General features: G+C 59.8%; 20 protein-coding genes and 1 pseudogene. 6 read left to right on the forward strand and 15 right to left on the reverse strand.

Annotation, left to right across the window (positions count from 1 at the left end):
- Positions 1-5 precede the first annotated feature (5 nt).
- From AC2FLX_RS15670 to AC2FLX_RS15700, 7 genes are read right to left on the reverse strand one after another with little or no spacing between them, the layout of a single operon-like run.
- A complete protein-coding gene (locus AC2FLX_RS15670; protein ID WP_480752024.1) occupies positions 6-899 on the reverse strand; it encodes a lysophospholipid acyltransferase family protein in 894 nt (297 codons plus the stop codon).
- 42 nt (positions 900-941) lie between these two features.
- Entirely contained in the window at positions 942-1,211 is a 270-nt protein-coding gene (locus AC2FLX_RS15675) for an HPr family phosphocarrier protein (RefSeq protein ID WP_480752026.1), read from the reverse strand.
- Between the two features lie 16 nt (positions 1,212-1,227).
- On the reverse strand, positions 1,228-1,620 hold the full coding sequence (locus AC2FLX_RS15680; RefSeq protein WP_480752027.1) for a PTS sugar transporter subunit IIA: 393 nt from the start codon (positions 1,618-1,620) through the stop codon (positions 1,228-1,230).
- Positions 1,617-2,498 carry an RNase adapter RapZ gene (rapZ, locus tag AC2FLX_RS15685; protein WP_480752028.1) on the reverse strand — a complete coding sequence of 294 codons (882 nt, stop codon included), beginning with the start codon at positions 2,496-2,498 and terminating at the stop codon, positions 1,617-1,619. Before rapZ ends, AC2FLX_RS15680 begins: the two co-directional genes overlap by 4 nt.
- Positions 2,495-2,965: an HPr kinase/phosphorylase gene (locus AC2FLX_RS15690; protein WP_480752030.1), complete on the reverse strand. Its 471-nt coding sequence runs from the start codon at positions 2,963-2,965 to the stop codon at positions 2,495-2,497. The genes rapZ and AC2FLX_RS15690 overlap by 4 nt, the downstream gene beginning before the upstream one ends.
- Positions 2,966-2,968: 3 nt before the next feature.
- Positions 2,969-4,675 carry an ATP-binding protein gene (locus tag AC2FLX_RS15695; protein ID WP_496811074.1) on the reverse strand — a complete coding sequence of 569 codons (1,707 nt, stop codon included), beginning with the start codon at positions 4,673-4,675 and terminating at the stop codon, positions 2,969-2,971.
- Between the two features lie 34 nt (positions 4,676-4,709).
- On the reverse strand, positions 4,710-5,414 hold the full coding sequence (locus AC2FLX_RS15700) for a response regulator transcription factor (RefSeq protein ID WP_480752033.1): 705 nt from the start codon (positions 5,412-5,414) through the stop codon (positions 4,710-4,712).
- 346 nt (positions 5,415-5,760) lie between these two features.
- Between AC2FLX_RS15700 and AC2FLX_RS15705 the strand changes: the two genes are divergently transcribed.
- The 3 genes from AC2FLX_RS15705 (at position 5,761) to AC2FLX_RS15715 (ending at position 8,589) form a co-directional block, all read left to right on the forward strand.
- Positions 5,761-7,359, forward strand: a complete 1,599-nt coding sequence (locus tag AC2FLX_RS15705; protein ID WP_480752035.1) for a phosphoenolpyruvate carboxykinase — start codon at positions 5,761-5,763, stop codon at positions 7,357-7,359.
- 375 nt (positions 7,360-7,734) lie between these two features.
- On the forward strand, positions 7,735-8,028 hold the full coding sequence (locus AC2FLX_RS15710) for a hypothetical protein (protein ID WP_496811075.1): 294 nt from the start codon (positions 7,735-7,737) through the stop codon (positions 8,026-8,028).
- 18 nt (positions 8,029-8,046) lie between these two features.
- Positions 8,047-8,589 (forward strand): hypothetical protein, encoded by a 543-nt coding sequence (locus AC2FLX_RS15715; RefSeq protein WP_480752039.1) that lies wholly within the window; start codon positions 8,047-8,049, stop codon positions 8,587-8,589.
- A gap of 7 nt (positions 8,590-8,596) precedes the next feature.
- On the opposite strand, the gene AC2FLX_RS15720 is transcribed toward AC2FLX_RS15715, so the two are convergent.
- Complete coding sequence (locus AC2FLX_RS15720; RefSeq protein ID WP_496811076.1) at positions 8,597-9,358, reverse strand: sulfite exporter TauE/SafE family protein; 762 nt, start codon at positions 9,356-9,358, stop codon at positions 8,597-8,599.
- 145 nt (positions 9,359-9,503) lie between these two features.
- Between AC2FLX_RS15720 and AC2FLX_RS15725 the strand changes: the two genes are divergently transcribed.
- The 3 genes from AC2FLX_RS15725 (at position 9,504) to AC2FLX_RS15735 (ending at position 14,095) form a co-directional block, all read left to right on the forward strand.
- Positions 9,504-11,195: an acyl-CoA dehydrogenase family protein gene (locus tag AC2FLX_RS15725; protein WP_496811077.1), complete on the forward strand. Its 1,692-nt coding sequence runs from the start codon at positions 9,504-9,506 to the stop codon at positions 11,193-11,195.
- Positions 11,196-11,394: 199 nt separating this feature from the next.
- Positions 11,395-13,617, forward strand: coding sequence for a HEAT repeat domain-containing protein (locus AC2FLX_RS15730; RefSeq protein WP_496811078.1), 2,223 nt, complete (start codon positions 11,395-11,397; stop codon positions 13,615-13,617).
- Positions 13,618-13,702: 85 nt separating this feature from the next.
- On the forward strand, positions 13,703-14,095 hold the full coding sequence (locus tag AC2FLX_RS15735; protein ID WP_496811079.1) for an META domain-containing protein: 393 nt from the start codon (positions 13,703-13,705) through the stop codon (positions 14,093-14,095).
- Here the strand turns inward: AC2FLX_RS15735 and recO (AC2FLX_RS15740) are convergent.
- The 7 genes and pseudogenes from recO (AC2FLX_RS15740) to era all read right to left on the reverse strand — a co-directional run bounded on the left by recO (AC2FLX_RS15740) (position 14,079) and on the right by era (position 19,493).
- Positions 14,079-14,804 (reverse strand): DNA repair protein RecO, encoded by a 726-nt coding sequence (gene recO, locus AC2FLX_RS15740; RefSeq protein ID WP_480752096.1) that lies wholly within the window; start codon positions 14,802-14,804, stop codon positions 14,079-14,081. The two genes, AC2FLX_RS15735 and recO (AC2FLX_RS15740), sit on opposite strands and share 17 nt — an antisense overlap.
- A 68-nt stretch (positions 14,805-14,872) precedes the next feature.
- Positions 14,873-15,352, reverse strand: coding sequence for a GNAT family N-acetyltransferase (locus AC2FLX_RS15745; RefSeq protein WP_496811084.1), 480 nt, complete (start codon positions 15,350-15,352; stop codon positions 14,873-14,875).
- Between the two features lie 304 nt (positions 15,353-15,656).
- A pseudogene (gene recO, locus AC2FLX_RS15750) lies at positions 15,657-15,816 on the reverse strand (DNA repair protein RecO); the annotation flags it as partial.
- A 163-nt stretch (positions 15,817-15,979) separates the two neighbouring features.
- The gene (locus AC2FLX_RS15755) at positions 15,980-16,840 is read right to left on the reverse strand and encodes a hypothetical protein (protein ID WP_496875467.1); all 861 of its coding nucleotides are present in this window, start codon (positions 16,838-16,840) and stop codon (positions 15,980-15,982) included.
- 81 nt (positions 16,841-16,921) lie between these two features.
- Positions 16,922-18,085, reverse strand: coding sequence for an MFS transporter (locus AC2FLX_RS15760; RefSeq protein WP_496807955.1), 1,164 nt, complete (start codon positions 18,083-18,085; stop codon positions 16,922-16,924).
- Positions 18,086-18,258: 173 nt separating this feature from the next.
- The gene (locus AC2FLX_RS15765; protein WP_496811081.1) at positions 18,259-18,588 is read right to left on the reverse strand and encodes a DUF1491 family protein; all 330 of its coding nucleotides are present in this window, start codon (positions 18,586-18,588) and stop codon (positions 18,259-18,261) included.
- Complete coding sequence (gene era, locus AC2FLX_RS15770; protein ID WP_480752047.1) at positions 18,585-19,493, reverse strand: GTPase Era; 909 nt, start codon at positions 19,491-19,493, stop codon at positions 18,585-18,587. The genes AC2FLX_RS15765 and era overlap by 4 nt, the downstream gene beginning before the upstream one ends.
- Positions 19,494-19,621 lie beyond the last annotated feature (128 nt).

Raw genomic sequence — 19,621 nt, forward strand, 5'->3', positions numbered from 1 at the left:
ACCGGTCAGCCGCCCTTCACAAGGCCCATGGTGTGATCCCTCAACCAGGCCATAAACCCGCGCGGGTCTTTTTCCAGCAGCTCCATGTCCTCATCCGGGATTGGATGGCCGATAACCGGGGCCTGCGGTTTCTTGCAGGATCGCACGATCTCGTGCAGCAAAAGACCCTGACGCAGGATCGGCGAGACCTGGCAGGCGATCTGATAGGCGCGCGAATTGCGCCCCGGGAAATAGATGGGGACCACGCGCGCCTTTGATCGGCGGATCATTTGTGCGGTAAAGACGTTCCATTCCCGTTCAATTGCAGGGCCGAACCAGTTGTCGGATGACATCACGACGCCCGACGGGAACAGCGCCACGACGCCGCCTTCCTTCAAGTGCGTCATCGCCTTGGCCCGCATCTCGATCATCTTGGACTGCGCTTCGGGATCGTGCGGGAAAGGCACCGGGATCATGAACGAGGTCGCCGCCTCATCCAGCCCGGTCAGTACCGATCGGGTCAGAATTCGATAATCTTGCCGAACCCGCCCAATCAACTCGGCCAGAATCATGCCGTCAACCATGCCGTGTGGATGGTTAGCGACAACGACAACCGGCCCTTTTTTCGGGATGCGCGCTATCTGCTCGTCCGGGGTCAACAGATCGATCCCCATCACTTCAAGCGCACCGCCCCAAAACCTCTGGCCGCGATATTGCTCGTTCTTCTTCTCGAACTTGCTGACCATCCGCAAAATCGTCAGCTTGCCCGTGAACCATTCGATGGCTCGAATGGCCGTTGCCGTCCACAGATCATCAAACGAGTTGGCATAGGTCAAGGTTCTACGGTCGTAGATTTCGCCCTGTTCAGTGGCCCCATCAACCACAGGGTCGACTTTGCTGTTGTGCGCGGTTTCCGCCAAGTCTTGGTCTTCCCGTTCTTCACGTCGCAAAGCGCGGCGCGCTCAGTACCCTTCGCCGAACTTGTCGTTCACCAGGGACTCCAACGCTTCCGCCAACGCCTCAGCATCAGGTCCGGACGTCTCAACGTCAATAGTTGTTCCGTTCGACGCTGCCAACATCAAAAGGCCCATGATACTGTCGCCCGAGGCGGAAAGTCCGTCTTTTGACACTTCTGCCGTAGCGTCAAACCCTTCAACAACCTCAACCAGCTTGGCCGAGGCGCGCGCGTGCAGGCCTTTTTCATTTACAATCTTTAAACTTCGCGTCGCCATTTCAATCTGTCCAGGTTCAATCGAGGGTCACATTTTTGGTGTTTATGTATTTTCTGCCCGCTTCCATGGCCTGCCGGACGGCATCCCCCACGGGCAGGTGTCGGCTTTTGGCCAGTTTGATCAGCATCGGCAAATTTGCGCCATATAGGATTCGCCGATCCTGAGGCGCACAGGCCCGCAAGCTGAGGTTCGAAGGACTGCCGCCGAACAGGTCGGTGACCACGACAACCCCGTCGCCAGTATCCACCTCATCGGCGGCGGCACAGATCTCGCGTTGTTTTTCGTCGCGATCATGATCCGCCTCGATAGAGATCGCGGCCAATCCAGGCTGCTTGCCCACGACATGCTGCATCGCGGCCAGATACTCCTTGGCCAGCCCCCCATGTGCTACGATTACGATCCCGATCAACCCGGTCTTACCTTCGCTGCGCGACGTTCCATTTCGCGGTGCCTAATTGACACCTGCTGCCCCTTTTCTGCAAGGGCCTTTGCAACAGCTTCCGCTAATGCGACTGAACGGTGTTGTCCACCAGTACAGCCAAAGGCCACCGACAGATGCGCCTTGCCTTCCGCCCGAAAGGCCGGAAGAAGCGTCCAAAGGAGGTCGACCACGCGCTCGAAAAACGGGGCATAGTTCGGGTCGGTCGCGACATAGGTGGCAACATCCGCGTTGCGACCGTCGGCGGCCCTCAACTCAGGCTTCCAATAGGGATTGGCCAGAAACCGACAATCGAACACCATATCGAGTCCCCGCGGCAGGCCGCGTTTATAGGAAAAGGATTCGATGGATACCGCCAAATGCCGCCCTTCCTCTGGTGCGAACCACCTTTCCACCTCTTCTCGCAACTGATGGATATTCAGGTTGCTTGTATCGATCAGAGAATCTGCAATTTCGCGAATTGGTTGCAGCACCTCCAACTCTTGCAGGATACCCGCCTCGGGGCTGGCACCGGGCGCAAGCGGGTGACGTCGGCGGGTCTCGGAGAACCGGCGCAGCAGAACTTCTTCGCTGCAATCCAGATACAGCGTCGTCAGATCGATACTTTCCATCCGGCCCAGCCGTTCGATCAGTTCCAGAAACCCGATGGTCGAGAAATCGCGGTTCCGCGCGTCGATGCCCAGCGCCATAGGACGCGACTGCTCCCCCCCGTCCAGAAGCCGCGTCAGCAATCCCATGGGCAGATTGTCGATGGCTTCGAACCCCAGATCTTCCAACACATGGATAGCGGTCGAACGGCCCGCTCCGGATGGTCCCGTGACCAACACGATACGTTGCTGCGGAGTCATTTGCTGGGCCATTCCGGGTCGACACGCCCTATCTTGAGAAGTTGCATCAGAGATGGAGCGAAGTGTGGGGCCTTGACAGCTCGAAGCAAGGGCACAGATTGCCTCAGCACCCGGACCGTCCTGTGTTCGGGGAAACGATCTTCTTCGATCTGATCCAGATCCACCACGTAAGCCAACGGTACCGACCCGGTCGGCGGACATCGGATCAGGCCGAGGCCGCGCGCCTCGATCAGGCCGGAAATGGCGGCAGGCGATTGCGCCAGAACCCGGTCGTTCTCCATTCGGAGTTCGACCTGATCATCGGCAACCAGTTCCGCGCCATATCCAACAAGAGTTAAGGCCAGTGACGACTTGCCGGATCCGGAGGACCCGACGATCAACAGCCCATTGCCACCGACCGCCACGCAACTTCCGTGGATCGTGGCATTGCGCTTTTCGGCCATGCGGGACAGCGCATCGACGCTCATAACTCAGATCGGTAGCGCCACGACAAAGCGGGCGCCAAGTGGGTCCGAGGTGACGTCGGCATCCGTGGGCCGGATGTTCTCGGCCCAGATGACGCCGCCATGGGCCTCGACGATTTGTTTCGAAATGGCCAGCCCCAGCCCAGAATTATTGCCGAAATGCTCCTCGGGACGCTGCGAATAGAACCGCTTGAAGATCTTTGTCAGCGCCTGATCGGGAATTCCAGGCCCGGTATCCTCGACCACGATCAGCACGCGGCCATCCCGACGCCGCGCCCAGACGCGAATGGCATCGCCTTCGCCACAGAAGGAAATCGCGTTGGTGATGAGGTTGACGAACACCTGCGCCAATCGCGCTTCCAGCCCCCGAATTGTAATGGGTTCGTTGGGCATGTCCGTTATATAATCTATCCCTTTCGAACGTGCGTCTTCGCCCAGGAACTGACCCAGGTTGTCAAGCATCGCAAGCATATCGAACGGTTCTTCGTCTTCTTTCACCAGTTCGGCATCCAGCCGCGATGCGTTTGATATGTCGCTGACCAGGCGATCCAGTCGACGCACATCGTGCTCGATGATCTCCAGCAGCTTTTCGCGCTGTTCTTCCTTCTTGACCACGCGCAACGTGCCAACCGCCGATTGCAGACTGGCGAGCGGATTCTTGATTTCGTGCGAAACATCCGCAGCAAACTGTTCGTTGCCCTCGATCCGGTTATAGAGCGCCGCCACCATGCCGCGCAGTGCACGACTGAGCCGGCCGATCTCATCCGGCCGCGCGCTCAGATCCGGTATGCGGATACGCCCGGGGTTGATGCGCTGGTTGTGATGATCGTTGCCCATCTCGGCGGCCTCGGCCAGATCGGCAAGCGGGTTGGCGATTGTGGAAGCCAACACCAGGCTGAGGCCGACCGAAACCAGCAGCGCGACAACGAACATCTGCAGGACACGTTCCTGTTCCTGCCGGGCCAGTGCGTCGATTTCTCCGGCTGGCCCGGCCATCGCCAGAACCGCAATTGTCTGCCCAACTCGCTGTATCGGAGTTGTGGCCACAATGACCGTTCCTCCTCGGGCGTCGGTAAGCGCCCTAACCCGAGAGCCGGACTCGACCGTTATGGGTACCATCGCGCCCACCTGCTCGGCCAGGTCCGGCGAGGGCCTTGACTGACTGCCATTCAGAATCGACGCCATGCCGTTCCAGACCGCGTTCAGACCATCACTGATGATTGTTGGCCCGGTGTCGAAACGGCTATTTAAAACAGTCGCGGGCAACTGGGTCGAGCCGCGCACCCACCCCGCCAGATCACCCAGAGGGTCGAAAACGAAAACCTCGACGCCATTACGAAGGCTCAAACCCGCCAGCGTCGCCTCGATATCAAGCTCGTCGCTGTCGTTGATCGTGGCTGGATCGCTGGCGATTCTGGCCTCGAATACGTCCCCGGCCAGTTCCGCTTCGCTGATCAGGGCACTTGCCCGCTGCAACACCTGGTCTTCGCGGGTGTCATCCAGCCATAAGAGCCCTGCAACCAGAATGATCAGGGCAATCAGGTTGAACGTGATAATCTTGCGCGCAAGTGTCGAGCTGTGCAGCGCCAGCAGGCGCCGCCGGGGACGGACAAAACGCATATCCGGTGAATTGGGATCAATCGGGATAACCCAATCGTCCCCAAGAACCACATCCCCGTCGCGTGGCCCGTTCGCTGATCCTGTGTCGCGCACGAGAATCCCTTCGCCTTCCCCCACAAAAGGGCGATTATTCTTCGTTGTATCTGTACCCTATTCCATACAGCGTTTCGATTGCCGAAAAATCCGAATCAGCCATACGCATTTTTTTGCGCAGGCGTTTGATGTGGCTGTCGATCGTGCGATCATCGACATAGACCTGATCGTCATAAGCGACATCCATCAGCTGATCGCGGCTCTTGACGAAACCCGGCCGCTGCGCCAGCGCTTGCAAAAGAAGGAATTCGGTCACCGTCAATGAAACATCCGTTCCCTTCCAACTGACCGCATGCCGCAACGGATCCATCCGTAGATGTCCGCGTTCCATCACCTTGGCGTCGCCATTGCCGACCTCGATCGCTTCACCCGAATTGGCCTCCTGCCGACGCAAAAGCGCACGAATCCGTTCGACCAGAAGGCGTTGCGAGAATGGCTTTTTCACATAGTCGTCCGCGCCCATTCTCAGGCCCAGAACCTCGTCTATTTCGTCGTCTTTCGACGTCAGAAAGATCACCGGCATCTGGGTTTTCTGGCGAAGCCGCTGAAGCAAATCCATGCCATCCATTCGTGGCATCTTGATATCCAGAACCGCCATGTCCGGCAGTCTCTTGTTGAAGGCATCCAGCGCCGCCTGCCCATCGTTATATGTTTCGACCTCGAACCCTTCGGCCTCGAGTGTCATGGATACGGACGTCAGAATATTTCTGTCGTCATCCACCAGTGCAATCTTTGACATTGGGAGTGCCCCTACTGCTCTACTGCTCAATCTTCGTAAGTTTTCATGCATTTTTGGCGTTTTTGTGACCACGAATCAATGCATATCTACGAATCACTTAAAAACTGTTGCTCAATTGGAGACAAAGAACCCTTAACCCGATTGAATCGATGCCACCTAATTGAGCGCTAAATACATGGTTGCGCTAAACCTCGCCTTGGTGGCGCTAACTGCGCCAAACCGTCCTGTTCATGCTCTAAACTAGCGTGATAAGACCCCCGCGACCGCCGGTCATTTCTGCCGGTAAACTGCCCCAAGAGCGCAAACGGCCAAGCGCGCCGCCGCGCCGCCATAGGAGAGAAATCGCATGACATCTGGACGGGTTAACCCGCAATTCCGCCTCGAGGATCAGGGCATCGAGGGTCTGGGCAATGTCTTTTACAACTTCATGGAACCGGCGCTGATCGAAGAGGCGTTGAAGCGTGGCGAAGGCACGCTGGGCAATGGCGGGGCTTTCCTGGTTACGACCGGGAAATTCACCGGGCGTTCCCCCAAGGACAAGCACGTCGTAAAGACCGAGAGCGTCGCGGAAAAGATTTGGTGGGAAAACAACGCCGAAATGAGTCCCGAAGGCTTTGACGCGCTCTATCTGGACATGCTCGAGCACATGAAGGGCCGCGATTATTTCGTGCAGGACCTCGTTGGCGGCGCCGACCCGACCTATTCGATCAACGTGCGCATGGTGACCGAGCTTGCCTGGCACAATCTGTTTATCCGTCACCTCCTGCGCCGCCCGGATCGCGAGGATCTGGACGAATTCACCGCTGATTTCACCGTGATCAACTGCCCCAGCTTCAAGGCGGACCCGAAAAAGCACAACTGCCGCAGCGAGACGGTGATTGCGCTGAACTTTGACCGCAAGCTGATCCTGATTGGCGGCACCGAATATGCGGGCGAGAACAAAAAATCGGTGTTTACCCTGCTGAACTACATGTTGCCGGAAAAAGGCGTGATGCCGATGCACTGTTCGGCCAACCACGCGGTTGGAAACCCGGTTGACACCGCCGTGTTCTTTGGCCTCAGCGGCACCGGCAAGACGACCCTGTCGGCAGATCCAGCGCGGGTTCTGATCGGTGACGACGAACATGGATGGTCGGATCGCGGCACCTTCAACTTCGAAGGTGGCTGCTATGCCAAGACCATCAACCTCAATGCCGAAGCCGAGCCGGAAATCTATGCGACCACCAAGAAGTTCGGCACCGTGATCGAAAACATGGTGTTCGACCCCGAAACCAAGAAGCTGGATTTCAACGATGACAGCCTGACTGCGAACATGCGCTGTGCCTATCCGCTGGAATACATCTCGAACGCGTCCAAATCAGCGCTTGGCGGGCACCCCAAGAACATCATCATGCTGACCTGTGACGCATTTGGTGTTCTGCCCCCGATCGCACGGCTGACCCCGGCGCAGGCCATGTACCACTTCCTGTCGGGCTTCACCTCGAAAGTGGCAGGAACCGAGCGTGGTGTGACCGAGCCGCAACCCACATTTTCAACCTGTTTCGGCGCCCCGTTCATGCCGCGCCGTCCCGAAGTTTATGGCAACCTGCTGCGCGACAAGATCGCTCAACACGGCGCCACCTGCTGGCTGGTCAACACCGGTTGGACCGGCGGTGCCTATGGCGTTGGCAGCCGGATGCCGATCAAGGCCACCCGCGCCTTGCTGACGGCCGCGCTGGACGGCTCACTGGCCGAAGCCGAGTTCCGCAAGGACGCCAATTTCGGCTTTGACGTTCCGGTTTCGGTACCGGGGGTGGCTGAGGTTCTTCTTGATCCGCGCCGCACATGGGACGATCAGGCCGCATTCGACAAACAGGCCGAAAAACTGGTTCAGATGTTCGCAGAGAATTTCGAACAATACCTGCCTTTCATCGACGAAGACGTCAAAGCCGTCGCAATCGGTTGAATAGGCCAGGCTGATTCTGCAACACCCCCTGTTCCGCACGGGGGGTGTTTTCGCTTAGCGAGAAACTTTCCAGGAAACTTCTACCCATAAGTGAAATCGCGAAATCGTGATCTTCACTGGCGATCAAAATTTCGCGTGCCGTGAAAAAAAATAGGCCCGGCACAATTGCGCCGGGCCTTGACTGAAAGTACCTTGGGGCTGCGAATGCGCCACTCACTCATTCTCGCGATATCGGCAGCCTAATCAGACCTTAACCAAAGTGAACAACGTGATTTGTGTCAATATGAGACAATCCCTGAGGGCCAAAAAAACGTAGCCGCGCGCATCGATTCCGCTAAAGCGCTAAAAAAGTAAGCAACCAGGATACTAGACCGAATGCTCGAAGTCTCGAAACTCGCAGAACTCCGCAAGCTGATGCAAAGCATGGAACAGACACTGGGGCTAGAAGAGTTGTCTCCGATCGAACGCGACATCTATTACGCCGCCGGAGAGTTGTCGAAGGCCGGGGAAAAAGTCCGCACGAACGGATTAATCGGGCATGCCCTTGTACAATCCATCTCGCGCCCGACTTTTTTTCGGGCCCTGAAATCTCTGGTAGAGAAAGGGTATCTTTCGCAGTGCGAAACCACGAACCGGGGTCGGTACGTCGTGCACGCGCCACGACAATAAACTCTTTCCGATAGTAGGTTGCGTATTTCGGTCCAAGAAACGGTTACTGCCTCGCTCGCCTATGTCGCAGCCGCCATCGTGACGTTCGAATTTCTAATGCCTCTGCAGAACATCTTCTTTCCGGACTATCCGAGCCGGGCAAGCCTGCTGTTCCTGCCGCATGGTGTCAAAGTACTTACAGCCTGGATGCTGAAGTGGCGCGCAATTCCAGCCCTGTTTCCCGGTGTTCTAGTGGTGTTCGTGTATCTGGGCGGAACCGACGTATTCATGCTCAGCCGCATCTGGGCCATACTGGTCGCAGTCTCAGCCGCGCCACTGATGTTCCAATTCTTCAAGGCGCTCGGTTGGGACATTTATCCTGATCCCGCGCGGCCGGCCTGTTGGATCTGCGTCATGGCGGCGGGAGTGACCACTTCGGTTCTTTCGTCTTTGCTGACGAACATGGCATTCGGCAGCACTCCCGTCGAATACGTCGCCTTTTTGATAGGAGATGTCTTTGGGCTGTTCTTTCTAATGCTCGGCTTGCTTTTCGTCTTTCGTCTTCAGAACCGAACACGCTAGGCCAGTTTCATCCCAACAGCCCCCGGCGCAAAAGGTTCAGTCCGGCAACCAGAAGAACAAGCAACGTCACCTTGCGAAAAGTGGCCTGATCGATGCGGTCATGCAGCCTCATCCCGATCCACATTCCCAACACGGCAGGAACGATCAAAGCCATGGACAGACCAATCGTATCCTTGCGCAATATCCCGGAACCGAAATGCGCGCCAAGCAGTGCCAGAGCGCCCAATCCATAGATAACCCCTTGGATCCGGATCTGATCACGTTTTGGCGTGTTCAATGCCGTCAGATATGCCACCGTGGGCGGCCCCCACACGCCAGACATCCCGCCAATTGCCCCCGCGACCGCGCCTGCCACCGCCTGCCCCCGGGGCGTGTCCCGCTTGAGCGTGAGGGTTATGCCCAATAATTGGATCAGCACAAAGAAACAAACTGACACGCCGATCATCACCAGAAAGGTTGACGCCGGAACCCGCGCAACCAGTTGCGCGCTGATTAGCAGACCAACCAATCCAACGATCAGGAACACCCTGAATTTCTTTGTCGTGGCAACTGCGGCGCTTGCCCCTTGCCACAAGGCCTGCATCACATTCGTGACCAGGGTCGGCAGGATCAATCCGGCCAACGCGAGATCCGGTGGCAGTATCATGCTCAATCCGGAAACCAGGATCATCGGCATGGCAAACCCCACCATACCCTTGACCAGCCCCGCCAACACGGCAATCGCACAAGCCAGTGCCAGATTTTCTGGCGTTAGAAGAATCAGGTCCATCATGCCCCTTGATAACACCGCGATTTTCTCTGCACTGCAAAAATCACTGCGTAATTTTCGAACTTTTTCAGGTGCAATCGTGTATTTTTGTTGCGCTGCATGTGCGAAATGATATGACCAAGCAACGAAAAAGAGGACGTGATTCATGGCCCATGACGGACAGGACGTGACGACAATGACCAATACCGCAATTTTGCCCGACCTTTTGCGGCTGACCGGCGCGGCGCTTGCCCCGGTCGAAGCCGTGTTCACCCGTGCGCTGGAATCGGTGCGCGCCATGGTGACATCGGATGGCAAGATCTCGGGTGCATTGATCGAAGCGAACCAGACCGCCGCGCATGGCTTGTCGTGGATGGCGACCTATCACCAGTCGCTTCGACAGATGCAGCGTTGGGCCGAAGCGCTGGAGGCCGATGGCAAGTTCGGCGAGATGGAGCAGTTGATCCACCAGATCGCGTTCGGCGAATACCTCCACCAGATCGCGGGCGGCATCCCGATGAACCAGGGCGAAGTCGTGCGATTGCAGGAGCTTGGCCTGGGCTGGGACGCTTTGTCCGGCTTTCAGTGCGAAGAGGTTCAGACCCTGATGCGCGCAGGCAACAGCCAGGCTGTGCGCACGCGTCTGGTCGAATTAATGGCGGCACAGGCCGGCGCCACCATGTTCGGGGCATCGGGGCTGGAAGAAGAGCTGGAAATGATCCGTGACCAGTTCCGCCGCTATGCGCAGGAAAATGTGGAACCGAACGCGCATGACTGGCATCTCAAAGATGAGCTTATCCCCATTGAAATCATTGAAGAACTGGCCGAAATGGGCGTTTTCGGCCTGACCATTCCCGAGGAATTCGGCGGTTTCGGTTTGAGCAAGGCGTCGATGTGCGTGGTGTCCGAGGAGCTGTCGCGGGGCTATATCGGCGTTGGCTCGCTGGGCACGCGGTCCGAGATCGCCGCCGAGCTGATTATCGCGGGTGGTACGGACGAGCAGAAGGCAAACTGGCTGCCGAAGATCGCAAGTGCCGAAATCCTGCCGACGGCGGTGTTCACCGAACCCAATACCGGGTCCGATCTGGGATCGCTGCGCACCCGCGCGGTTCGGGACGAGAACGGCGATTACAAGATCACCGGCAATAAAACATGGATCACTCATGCGGCGCGGACCCATGTGATGACGCTGTTGGCGCGCACCGATCCGAACACGACGGATCATCGCGGATTGTCGATGTTTCTGGCCGAGAAGACCCCCGGAACCGGCGAAAACCCCTTCCCCACACCGGGTATGACCGGCGGGGAGATCGAGGTGTTGGGCTATCGCGGGATGAAGGAGTACGAGCTGGGTTTCGACGGCTTTCACGTCAAAGGCGAGAACCTGCTTGGCGGCGAAGAAGGCAAGGGTTTCAAGCAGTTGATGCAAACTTTCGAGTCTGCCCGCATCCAGACCGCGGCCCGCGCCATCGGCGTGGCCCAGTCGGCGCTGGATATCGCCATGCAATACGCGCTTGAGCGCAAGCAGTTCGGAAAAGCGCTGATCAACTTCCCGCGTGTGTCGGGAAAACTGGCGATGATGGCGGTCGAGATCATGATCGCGCGGCAGCTAACCTATTTCTCTGCCTGGGAAAAAGATCATGACCGCCGCTGCGACCTTGAGGCCGGGATGGCCAAGCTGCTTGGCGCTCGGGTGGCCTGGGCCGCGGCGGATAACGGGCTGCAAATTCATGGCGGCAACGGGTTTGCGCTGGAATACAAGATCAGCCGCGTGTTGTGCGATGCGCGCATTCTGAACATCTTTGAAGGCGCTGCAGAAATTCAAGCGCAGGTGATTGCACGTCGCCTGCTTGGATGACCCTCGGGAGTTTACCTCATTCCCCAACTCGACCCGGCCTCGTGCCGGGTCTTTTGTTGATGTACCTTCGAACTGTGCGAAATGTACCGGTCCGTGACCCCCTGTTGTTCATTTTGTACAAGACTTTGAGCGCGATACGTGCCCTGATGCACGGGAAACCGGTTCCCACGATATTTCGAAACTGTTAACCTTCGACCTCATGGAGAACAGCTCAAACCGGCGCCTGGCGGCGATCCTGGCCGCTGATGTGGCGGGGTATTCCCGTCTGGTCGGCGTCGATGAGGAGGGCACCATCGCCGCGTTACGCAGGCTACGCAATGAGGTGATCGAGCCGCTGGTTGATCAACATGGCGGGCGGATCGCCAATACCGCCGGCGACAGTTTCCTGATCGAGTTCCGCAGCGCCGTCGATTCCGTTCGCGCGGCGGTGGAAATCCAGACCCGCCTGAAAGACCGCAACGCCGCTCAGGACCCGGATCGCGCCATCGCGCTGCGCATCGGCCTGAACGTGGGCGATGTGGTTTCGAACGGGGATGACATCCTGGGCGACGGGGTGAATGTCGCCGCGCGGCTGGAGGCGCTGGCTGAACCGGGCGGCATCGTCGCCTCGCAGGCGGTGGTTAACTATGCGCGCGCAAATGTAACGGCGGGCTTTGTTCCGATGGGACCGCAAAAGGTCAAGAACATCACCGAGCCGGTCGAGGCGTTCCGGGTCGTGTCCGACGCGCTGGAAATTGCAAGGAAACCGAAAAGCCGGGCGAGAATGATTGCGGCGGCACTGATCATTGTGGCGCTTGTGGCGGCAGGCGTCTATTGGGCCGCCCCGTGGACCTCGAACCAGTTGCGCGCAGCGGAAACGCGCATGGCCTTTCCGTTGCCCGACCTGCCCTCGGTCGCGGTGCTGCCGATTTCCAACTATTCCGAAGACCGTGCGAACGAGATGCTGGTGGACGGGATATCCGAAGACCTGATCACCGATCTGTCCCGGATATCAGGCCTGTTCGTGATCGCGGGAAATACCTCGTTCGCCTATCGGGACCGGGATATCGACATTGCGCGTTTTGCCGAGGAACTGGGTGTCAGGTACGTGGTTGACGGCAGCTTGCGGCGGACCGGAGACGCGTTTCGGGTCAATATCCGCCTGACGGATACGTCGAACGGGCGGCTTTTGTGGGCCGAGCGTTTTGATGCCGAGCCGGGCGAGTTGTTTGCAGTGCAAAACCGGATCGTGCTGGACATCGCCAAGGTTCTGGACGTTCCCCTGGACGCGCAGAACCGGATCGAAATCGAGAAGGTGGAGACGGACACGCTCGAAGCCCGCGAGGCGTTCCAACGAGGGTGGGAGTTGTATTCGCGCTTCAACGAGCGGGACAATCTGGCCGCGATACCGCATTTCGAACAGGCGGTCGCGCTGGACCCGGATTACGGACGCGCCTGGGCGGCCTTGGCGCTGGCGCATCTGCGCCCGCATATCTTTCACCACTGGAGCGGTATTACGGCCGGCGACCAGCGATCGCATATCGGGATTTTCTTCAATTACTTCCGCGAACTGTCGCGGTTTGAAAACTCCATGGTGCATGTTGTTCGTGCGATGATCCTTCTCAACCTGCCCGACTGGTCAACGGCGCAGGGTCAAAGCCGGGGCACTGACGAGGCCCGCGAGGAAGCGGCAAAGGCCATCGCGTTGCAGCCCAGCGACCCCGAAGCGCACCTGACGATGGGATGGGCGCTGATTGCCGCCGGTGAGCCGGAGGAAGGGCTGGCCTTTGTTCAGGCGGCGATGCGCCTCGATCCCGAACATCCCAGCCACTATGTCCTGTTCGAGGCCGCGGCGCTGTTTGCCATGGGGAAACTGGACGACGCCATCGGCGCCCTGAACGCCGAGCTGGACCGCAATCCGCAGGCCAAGGAACTTATGCCGGTTGCGGCCTCGTTCCTTGCGTTGAATGGCGACCGCCATGCCGCGCGGAAGATGGTCGACCGCTGGCACGATGAAACCCTGCCCGCAAGCGCACTTGCAACGGCTGTTTCGCGATATTTCTTCATCGTGCGGTGGGTCGGTGACAATCAGCATCTGAACCAACGGATCAGCGATGGGCTTCGGCTGGCGGCGCTGCCACGCGGGACAACGGTGGCCAGCCTGATTTCGGACCTTGAACAGGACAGCCCCAATATCCAGCGAGCTGCGGCCAAGGCGCTGGCGCTTTTCGGACCCGAGGCCGCACCGGCCGTTCCGGCGCTGACCGAATTGCTGGACAGCTCATCCGTATTCCTGCGCAAGGAGGCGGCAATCGCACTGGGTCAGATCGGCGCGGCGGCGGCCCCCGCGCTGCCCGCATTGGCGGCGCATGTCGATACGTCTTTGTCCGGCCGGGTCGCGGCCCGGGCGATCGAACAGATCGAAGACGATCTGGCGGAGTGAGGGCTGGTTCCGGCAGGTCGCCGGCCTTGACCCGATCGCGGATTGCTGGTTCTGCCTGTGGGACCGATGCGCAAGAGGAGGGTATATGCTGCGTCTTGTCCTGATTTTTCCCCTGCTGGGGCTTTGGCAGTGCCAGCCTGACGAATCCGTTGCCGCCTATGGTGCGGCTGACCGGACATGGGGGTTGCAGGAAATCGACGGCGAGGTTTTTGCCGCCACGGCGACGCTGACCTTTCCCGAACCGGGAAAGGTTGCAGGTCAAGCCCCCTGCAACGCCTATTCCGGCGTGCTGGATGCGCCCTATCCCTGGTTCGAGGTGCGCGATATCGCGGCGACGCGCAAGGCCTGCCCGGACCTTGAGGCCGAGGGCACCTATTTCGCGGCGCTGATGGCGATGACCCTGTCGGAGGTGTCGGGAGAGGTGCTGATCCTGCGCAACGATGCAGGGCACGAGATGGTTTTCACAGCGACCGAGTGAAGAGATCGACAAAGCGGGAGCGCGCCTCGGGCAGGGGGTGATGGCCCAGCGCGGGCGCAACGTGGTGTTCGAAGAAATGCCCGGTTGTTGTCAGCGCCTGCGCCACCTCGGCATCGGGCGACGGCCCCTGCCCGCGCAGGCAGGGCGGCAGCGGCAGCATGCGGTCGGCCCATTCGCCCGCCCCCTGAGCGGTCACCGCGCGGCCCGATTTCGGCGAGACATAGACCAGCCCCTCGGTCGCGCCGGTCACCGCGCAGCGGCCAAGATCGAGGCCGAAGCCCAGCTCCTTGAGCAGCGCCAGCTCCCAGCGCAGATAGGCCAGCGGCCAGACCTCATCCTGACCCAGCAGGTCCATCAGCTGTTCCGAGTGTTTGTAGAGGCCGGGGTGCGGTTCGCGTTCGGGCAGGCAGAACGAGAGCAGCGCCACCACCGCGTTCAGCCCCGCCAGCGGCAGACGTCCTGAGAACGCCGCCGCCGCGCGCGAGCGCAGGGGTTCGACATGGAAGGCGCCCAGATGCTCCTGAAGCCGGGCGCGCCAGGTAACATCCAGCTGGGCGCCGGGTTGCAGGATGGGGGCGATCTTGCGGCTGGCGCCGCCCCGCACCACGCCCGCGTGACGGCCATGGGTTTCGGTGAAGACCTCGATGATGGCCGAGGTCTCGCCATGGCGGCGCGTGCTCAGCAATATGCCGTGATCCCGCCAGTCCATCGCCCATCCCTGCCGTTGCCGTCGCCGCCACCTTGCCCTCAAACGCCTCGGCGCGGCAAGGGACCGGTTCAGTCGGTGTCCAGCCGGAACTTGCGGAACCGGGCGCCGGCATGGTCGACCTCTCCCACGTATTCCGCACCCAACCGCCGCAGCGCGCCAAGGTGCCGCCGCGAGGGCGGCAGCAGGAAGGTGACATTGGGAATGCGCGGGTCATGCCGGGCAAAGGCGAGCATTCTGGCCGTGATCGCAAGGCCAAGCCCGAAACGGTCGGGCTTGAGCACCAGGCCGAAATCCCACTCCCCTTCTTCTTTCTGAAATCCGCCCCAGCCGGCATAGGCCCCGTCCAGCAGGATCGCCCAATGCCCCAGCCCGTCGCGCTGCCAGCAGGCCTCTTTGGTGGTGACGAATTCCCGCGCCACTGCGTCATCCCAGGCAAATGTCAGCAACGGCATGTGTTCGGCCATGCGGGGATCGGACATATGCGCCAAGATGTCGCCGAGAGGAACCTCGGAGAGCCTTGCAAATGAAATCGGTTTTTCGCGCGCCATCAGGAACCCGGTGCCGTTGAACAGGGAATGAAGCCTGCCGTGCCCCATTACACCGGCCACGGCAAATCACATAGGCATCATTTGCACTTTTTATTGATCGCAGCGATCCGCGCCTTGAGCCTTTGCTTATATTCGCCGGTCAGCATTTCAAAGCGCTTCTTTTCGGTGCCGGCCACAAGCCCGATCAGTGCGCCTGCGGGCGTGACGGCGGCAATGTCGAGCGCCTGCTGTTTGTTGACATGATCAAGCTCGGAATTGAGCGCGCGAATGTCGCCCTGGGCGGTGGCGCGGTTGATCGGTTGCTTGGCCGCGCCGGGTTGCAGGATCGGTGCGATCTTGCGGCTGGTCCCGCCCCGCACGACACCGGCATGACGCCCGTGGGATTCGGTAAAGACCTCGATAATCGCCGAGGTTTCGCCGTGGCGGCGAGAGGTCAGTAGGATGCCGTGATCGCGCCAGTCCAATTCGGGGTCTTGTCGGTGAAAAAGTTGTGGTGTTCCCAGAAAATCGTGAAGGGGTCCGTTCTGCAATGGTTTTGCACATCAAACGCGGAAAGATACGTGAATCGCTTGGTCCGACGGCAGGGGGCTAGTGATCTAAGCGGACAAAGCCGCCACCGCAGGCCGATCACAGTCGATACCAGTTTTCGACCGCTCGGGCGGCGGCGTCGGGGTCCATGACAGCTTCGATTTCTGCTATCGCTTGCTCGACTTCTCCGGGCGTCGCGAAGATTTCCGAGACGCCCCCCTGAATGTCGTGGGCCGATCCGCTGTTTGCATAGAACATGTCCACGTCCAGCGCCCGAGCATTCCGGTGCTGCAGCAGATGGTCGAAGAATCGGCGGTACAATGCCGCGTCATATGCGGGCGTGCTTTCGCTTTCCGCCGATGGGACCAGCCCGAGTTCGATGGACTTCGTGCAAGTCAGTTTCCAGGCCAGGTCCATGGTGGCGGGTGGAGCATCCTTGGCCTCGTCCGGGTGCTTTGGGTTCGCGAAGGTTTCTCTCCGAAGAGCTTCCAGCTTTCCCCGCATCTCTGCGGTCGGCACCGAATAAACAAAAGCCGTCTCCGGCGAGGCCAAGCCTGCCTCGACCGCGTCGGGAAGCACTTTCACCAACTCGGAAAACCTGTTTCCAACGATGGGGACCTCCCCGACAAGAAGGTCCGCGTGATCCGGATGCATGTCCAGCCAGCGCGCGACGGCCTGCCGTCCCCATAATCCGGCGGCCTTTCGGACGATCGGGTGGCTTCCGTCGGCGATATCCGGGTAGCGTGCGAGGATGTCATCCGTCTGAAACGACGCCAAGCCCGCATCCCAGCGCATCAGATGGACGCGGCGTCCGGTAGCCCCAGCCATCGAGATCAGTGCGCGGAGAAAGAACGATTTGCCGGACGCTGGCAGCCCGGTGAAAAAGATCATGCGACAGTTTCGGGCCATCCCGGCCAGTATCTTGCCATTCTCGGTCTCGGCAAAGCTACGGTCCATCATAGCCTTTCCTCGGCCTCTGTCATTGCACGAGCCAGTCCAGTGAGCCAGTCGGTCTTGTCTTCTCTCTTCGCGATGGCCGGATCATGATCCCGCGACCTGCGGGGGAGAGGCTGTCTGCCGAAACGCCCAATGCGCGAGGATCGCGAGCAGCATCATGCCGGAACCCAGAACGAAGGCGACGCTTACATCGCCGACGTAATCCGCAAGGGCACCCGCCAAGGCCGGGGCGATCATCATCAGCACATAGTAGATGGAGTAGAAAACGCCGGTCCCGAAGGCACGAATGTCGGGCGCAAGGATAAGGCCGGGCATGGAGACCACGGGCCCGGGCGCCAGCCCGGCCAGGAGGCCGCCCAGCACGAGTGCGGCAAGCAAGAAGCTGTTTGGCAGATAAAGAACTGCCGGAAAGACGAGCATGCCGCCAACCAGACTTACGAGGATGATCCGATTGGGCTGTCCGGTTCGATCCGCCAGCCATCCGCCGACCGGAATCGATGTCGTGGCCGCAATGATGTAAAAGCTGACCGCGGAACTAGCAGCTATGACCGGCATGCCGCGCTCTGCGAGAACAAGGGCGCCGAAGCTGAAGATCATCGAGAATGCGCAATTATAGAGGCCCCACAGAACCGCCGCGCAGGCCAGTGGCGTCCACGGCAGAGCGGAAAACCTGATCCGCGCGTTGCCGGGTACCGCGCCGGGCGGTACCTTGTAGACGACGGCGAAGAGCAGAAGGGCCGCCACGGTGAGGATCGTCAGCGCGGTCCAGGCCGTCCACAAATCGGCATTGGCGGCGATTGGCGGCAATACAAGCAGACCAAGCGCGATCCCGACAGGCCAGGAACTGATGAAGATCGCCAGAGCCGTTGAAACATTCCTCCCGTCGAACCAATCGATCACCATCTTGGTCATCAGAACGTTAAGAACCAGCCCACCGACGGCTGAGATGATCCGACCTGCAACAGCCCATGCAAGGGTCGTCGTTGTCGTGAATATCACCGCGCCGACGACCATCAGCACCAGACTTGCGGTGACTGTCCGCTTGTCACCAAACCAGCTTGCAACCGCACCGCCTGCAACCGCGACAATGATTCCGGGTCCCGAATAGAGACCGATCAGGATCCCTATCTCCGTGAGCGTTATCGCGAGGCTGTCCATGATGAACGGAGACAGTGCCGCCACGGACTGGAACTGGATGGCCATGACCGTTCGGGCAAGGAACAGCACAATCAGAATGACCCATCGCATCGGCACGAGAGGAATCCTCCAAGACAACGATGCGATGTGAAGTTATCTGCGGCGCACCTCAGCGACGCTAAGTCCAAAGTCGAGAAGCATGCAAGCGTTTTGGCCTTGTGCACGATTGAAGCTAAGAGCCCATGGGTCCGCTTCGGGCTCAAAACCGACATGCATCTGGCCCGCTACTCCAGCCCCTCTTCGCCCAGCAGGTGCCGGCCTTGCCGGTCTTCGACCTCGATCACCCAGAGGTCGGGGTCAAAGCTGCGCTGGCGCTGGATGGCGTGATCCACGTCGCCCTCGGGACCAGAGGACAGTTGGACCCATGTGCGTTCGCCGCTCATCAGATCAAAGCTGCGCTGAAAGGCGGTGGCCTGCCCGTCGAGCGTGTTGAGCTTGACCAGAACCGCGCCCGCGGTGTCGTCGCCATGGGCCACGACAAAGGCGGGGATTTCCAAAAACCGCAGCCGCGCCAGATAGGCGTGAACCCAGAAATCGGCGGTCAGGCGGGTCATGCGTTGCCGTCTTTGAAATCCAGACCCATTTCCGAATAGCGCTCGGATTCCTCCAGCCAGTTGGGCCGGACTTTCACTTGCAGGAACAGGTGGATCTTGCGGTCGAGGAACTCTTCCAGTTCCGCCCGCGCGGCCTGACTGACGGCCTTGATCGTCTCGCCCTTCTTGCCCAGAACGATGCCCTTGTGACCGTCGCGCATGACATAGATGACCTGATCGATTCTGGCCGAGCCATCCTTGCGTTCCTGCCAGCTTTCCGTCTCGACCGTCAGCTGATAAGGCAGTTCCTGATGCAGGCGCAGGGTCAGCTTTTCACGCGTCATTTCGGCGGCGATCATGCGCATCGGCAGATCGGCGATCTGATCTTCGGGATACAGCCATGGGCCTTCGGGCAGCTGCTGGGCCAGCCATTTGCGCAGATCCTCGACGCCATACCCGCGCTCGGCCGAGATCATGAAAGTCTTGGCAAAGGGATAACGGTCGTTCAGATCCTTGGTCAGGCCCAACAGCACGTCCGATTGCACCTTGTCGATCTTGTTGATTGCCAGCGCGACCTTGCGGCCCTGGCCGATCTCGCCCAGACCCTCCAGAATGCGCTCCACCCCTTCGGTGATGCCGCGATGGGCCTCGACCATCAGCACGACGATATCGGCATCCGCTGCCCCGCCCCAGGCGGCCGCGACCATCGCGCGGTCCAGACGGCGGCGCGGTTTGAACAGACCTGGCGTGTCGACAAAGACAAGCTGCGCCTCGCCCTCCATCGCGACGCCGCGAATGCGGGCGCGGGTGGTCTGAACCTTGTGCGTCACGATCGAGACCTTGGCCCCGACCATGCGGTTCAACAAAGTGGACTTGCCCGCGTTGGGCTCACCGATCAGGGCAACAAATCCGGCGCGTGTGGTCATCAGTTTTCTATCCTGCTAGCAGGGCCGCACCCCTACAGGAGTTTGCCGTGGCGGACCAGAGGGATTCGCGCCGCGCAACTGCAAAGAAAAAGGGGCGCTGCCCCTCTTGACCTGCGGGCAATTCACCC

It is taken from the genome of Ruegeria sp. YKSF57, assembly GCF_059612585.1.

Coding starts and splice junctions, on each gene's coding strand:
- AC2FLX_RS15675 (WP_480752026.1), bottom strand. CDS start 1,211: ATGGCGACGCGAAGTTTAAAGATTGTAAATGAAAAAGGCCTGCACGCG.
- rapZ (WP_480752028.1), bottom strand. CDS start 2,498: ATGACTCCGCAGCAACGTATCGTGTTGGTCACGGGACCATCCGGAGCG.
- AC2FLX_RS15690 (WP_480752030.1), bottom strand. CDS start 2,965: ATGAGCGTCGATGCGCTGTCCCGCATGGCCGAAAAGCGCAATGCCACG.
- AC2FLX_RS15700 (WP_480752033.1), bottom strand. CDS start 5,414: ATGTCAAAGATTGCACTGGTGGATGACGACAGAAATATTCTGACGTCC.
- AC2FLX_RS15705 (WP_480752035.1), top strand. CDS start 5,761: ATGACATCTGGACGGGTTAACCCGCAATTCCGCCTCGAGGATCAGGGC.
- AC2FLX_RS15710 (WP_496811075.1), top strand. CDS start 7,735: ATGCTCGAAGTCTCGAAACTCGCAGAACTCCGCAAGCTGATGCAAAGC.
- AC2FLX_RS15720 (WP_496811076.1), bottom strand. CDS start 9,358: ATGGACCTGATTCTTCTAACGCCAGAAAATCTGGCACTGGCTTGTGCG.
- AC2FLX_RS15725 (WP_496811077.1), top strand. CDS start 9,504: ATGGCCCATGACGGACAGGACGTGACGACAATGACCAATACCGCAATT.
- AC2FLX_RS15730 (WP_496811078.1), top strand. CDS start 11,395: ATGGAGAACAGCTCAAACCGGCGCCTGGCGGCGATCCTGGCCGCTGAT.
- AC2FLX_RS15735 (WP_496811079.1), top strand. CDS start 13,703: ATGCTGCGTCTTGTCCTGATTTTTCCCCTGCTGGGGCTTTGGCAGTGC.
- recO (WP_480752096.1), bottom strand. CDS start 14,804: ATGGACTGGCGGGATCACGGCATATTGCTGAGCACGCGCCGCCATGGC.
- AC2FLX_RS15745 (WP_496811084.1), bottom strand. CDS start 15,352: ATGGCGCGCGAAAAACCGATTTCATTTGCAAGGCTCTCCGAGGTTCCT.
- AC2FLX_RS15755 (WP_496875467.1), bottom strand. CDS start 16,840: ATGATGGACCGTAGCTTTGCCGAGACCGAGAATGGCAAGATACTGGCC.
- AC2FLX_RS15760 (WP_496807955.1), bottom strand. CDS start 18,085: ATGCGATGGGTCATTCTGATTGTGCTGTTCCTTGCCCGAACGGTCATG.
- AC2FLX_RS15765 (WP_496811081.1), bottom strand. CDS start 18,588: ATGACCCGCCTGACCGCCGATTTCTGGGTTCACGCCTATCTGGCGCGG.
- era (WP_480752047.1), bottom strand. CDS start 19,493: ATGACCACACGCGCCGGATTTGTTGCCCTGATCGGTGAGCCCAACGCG.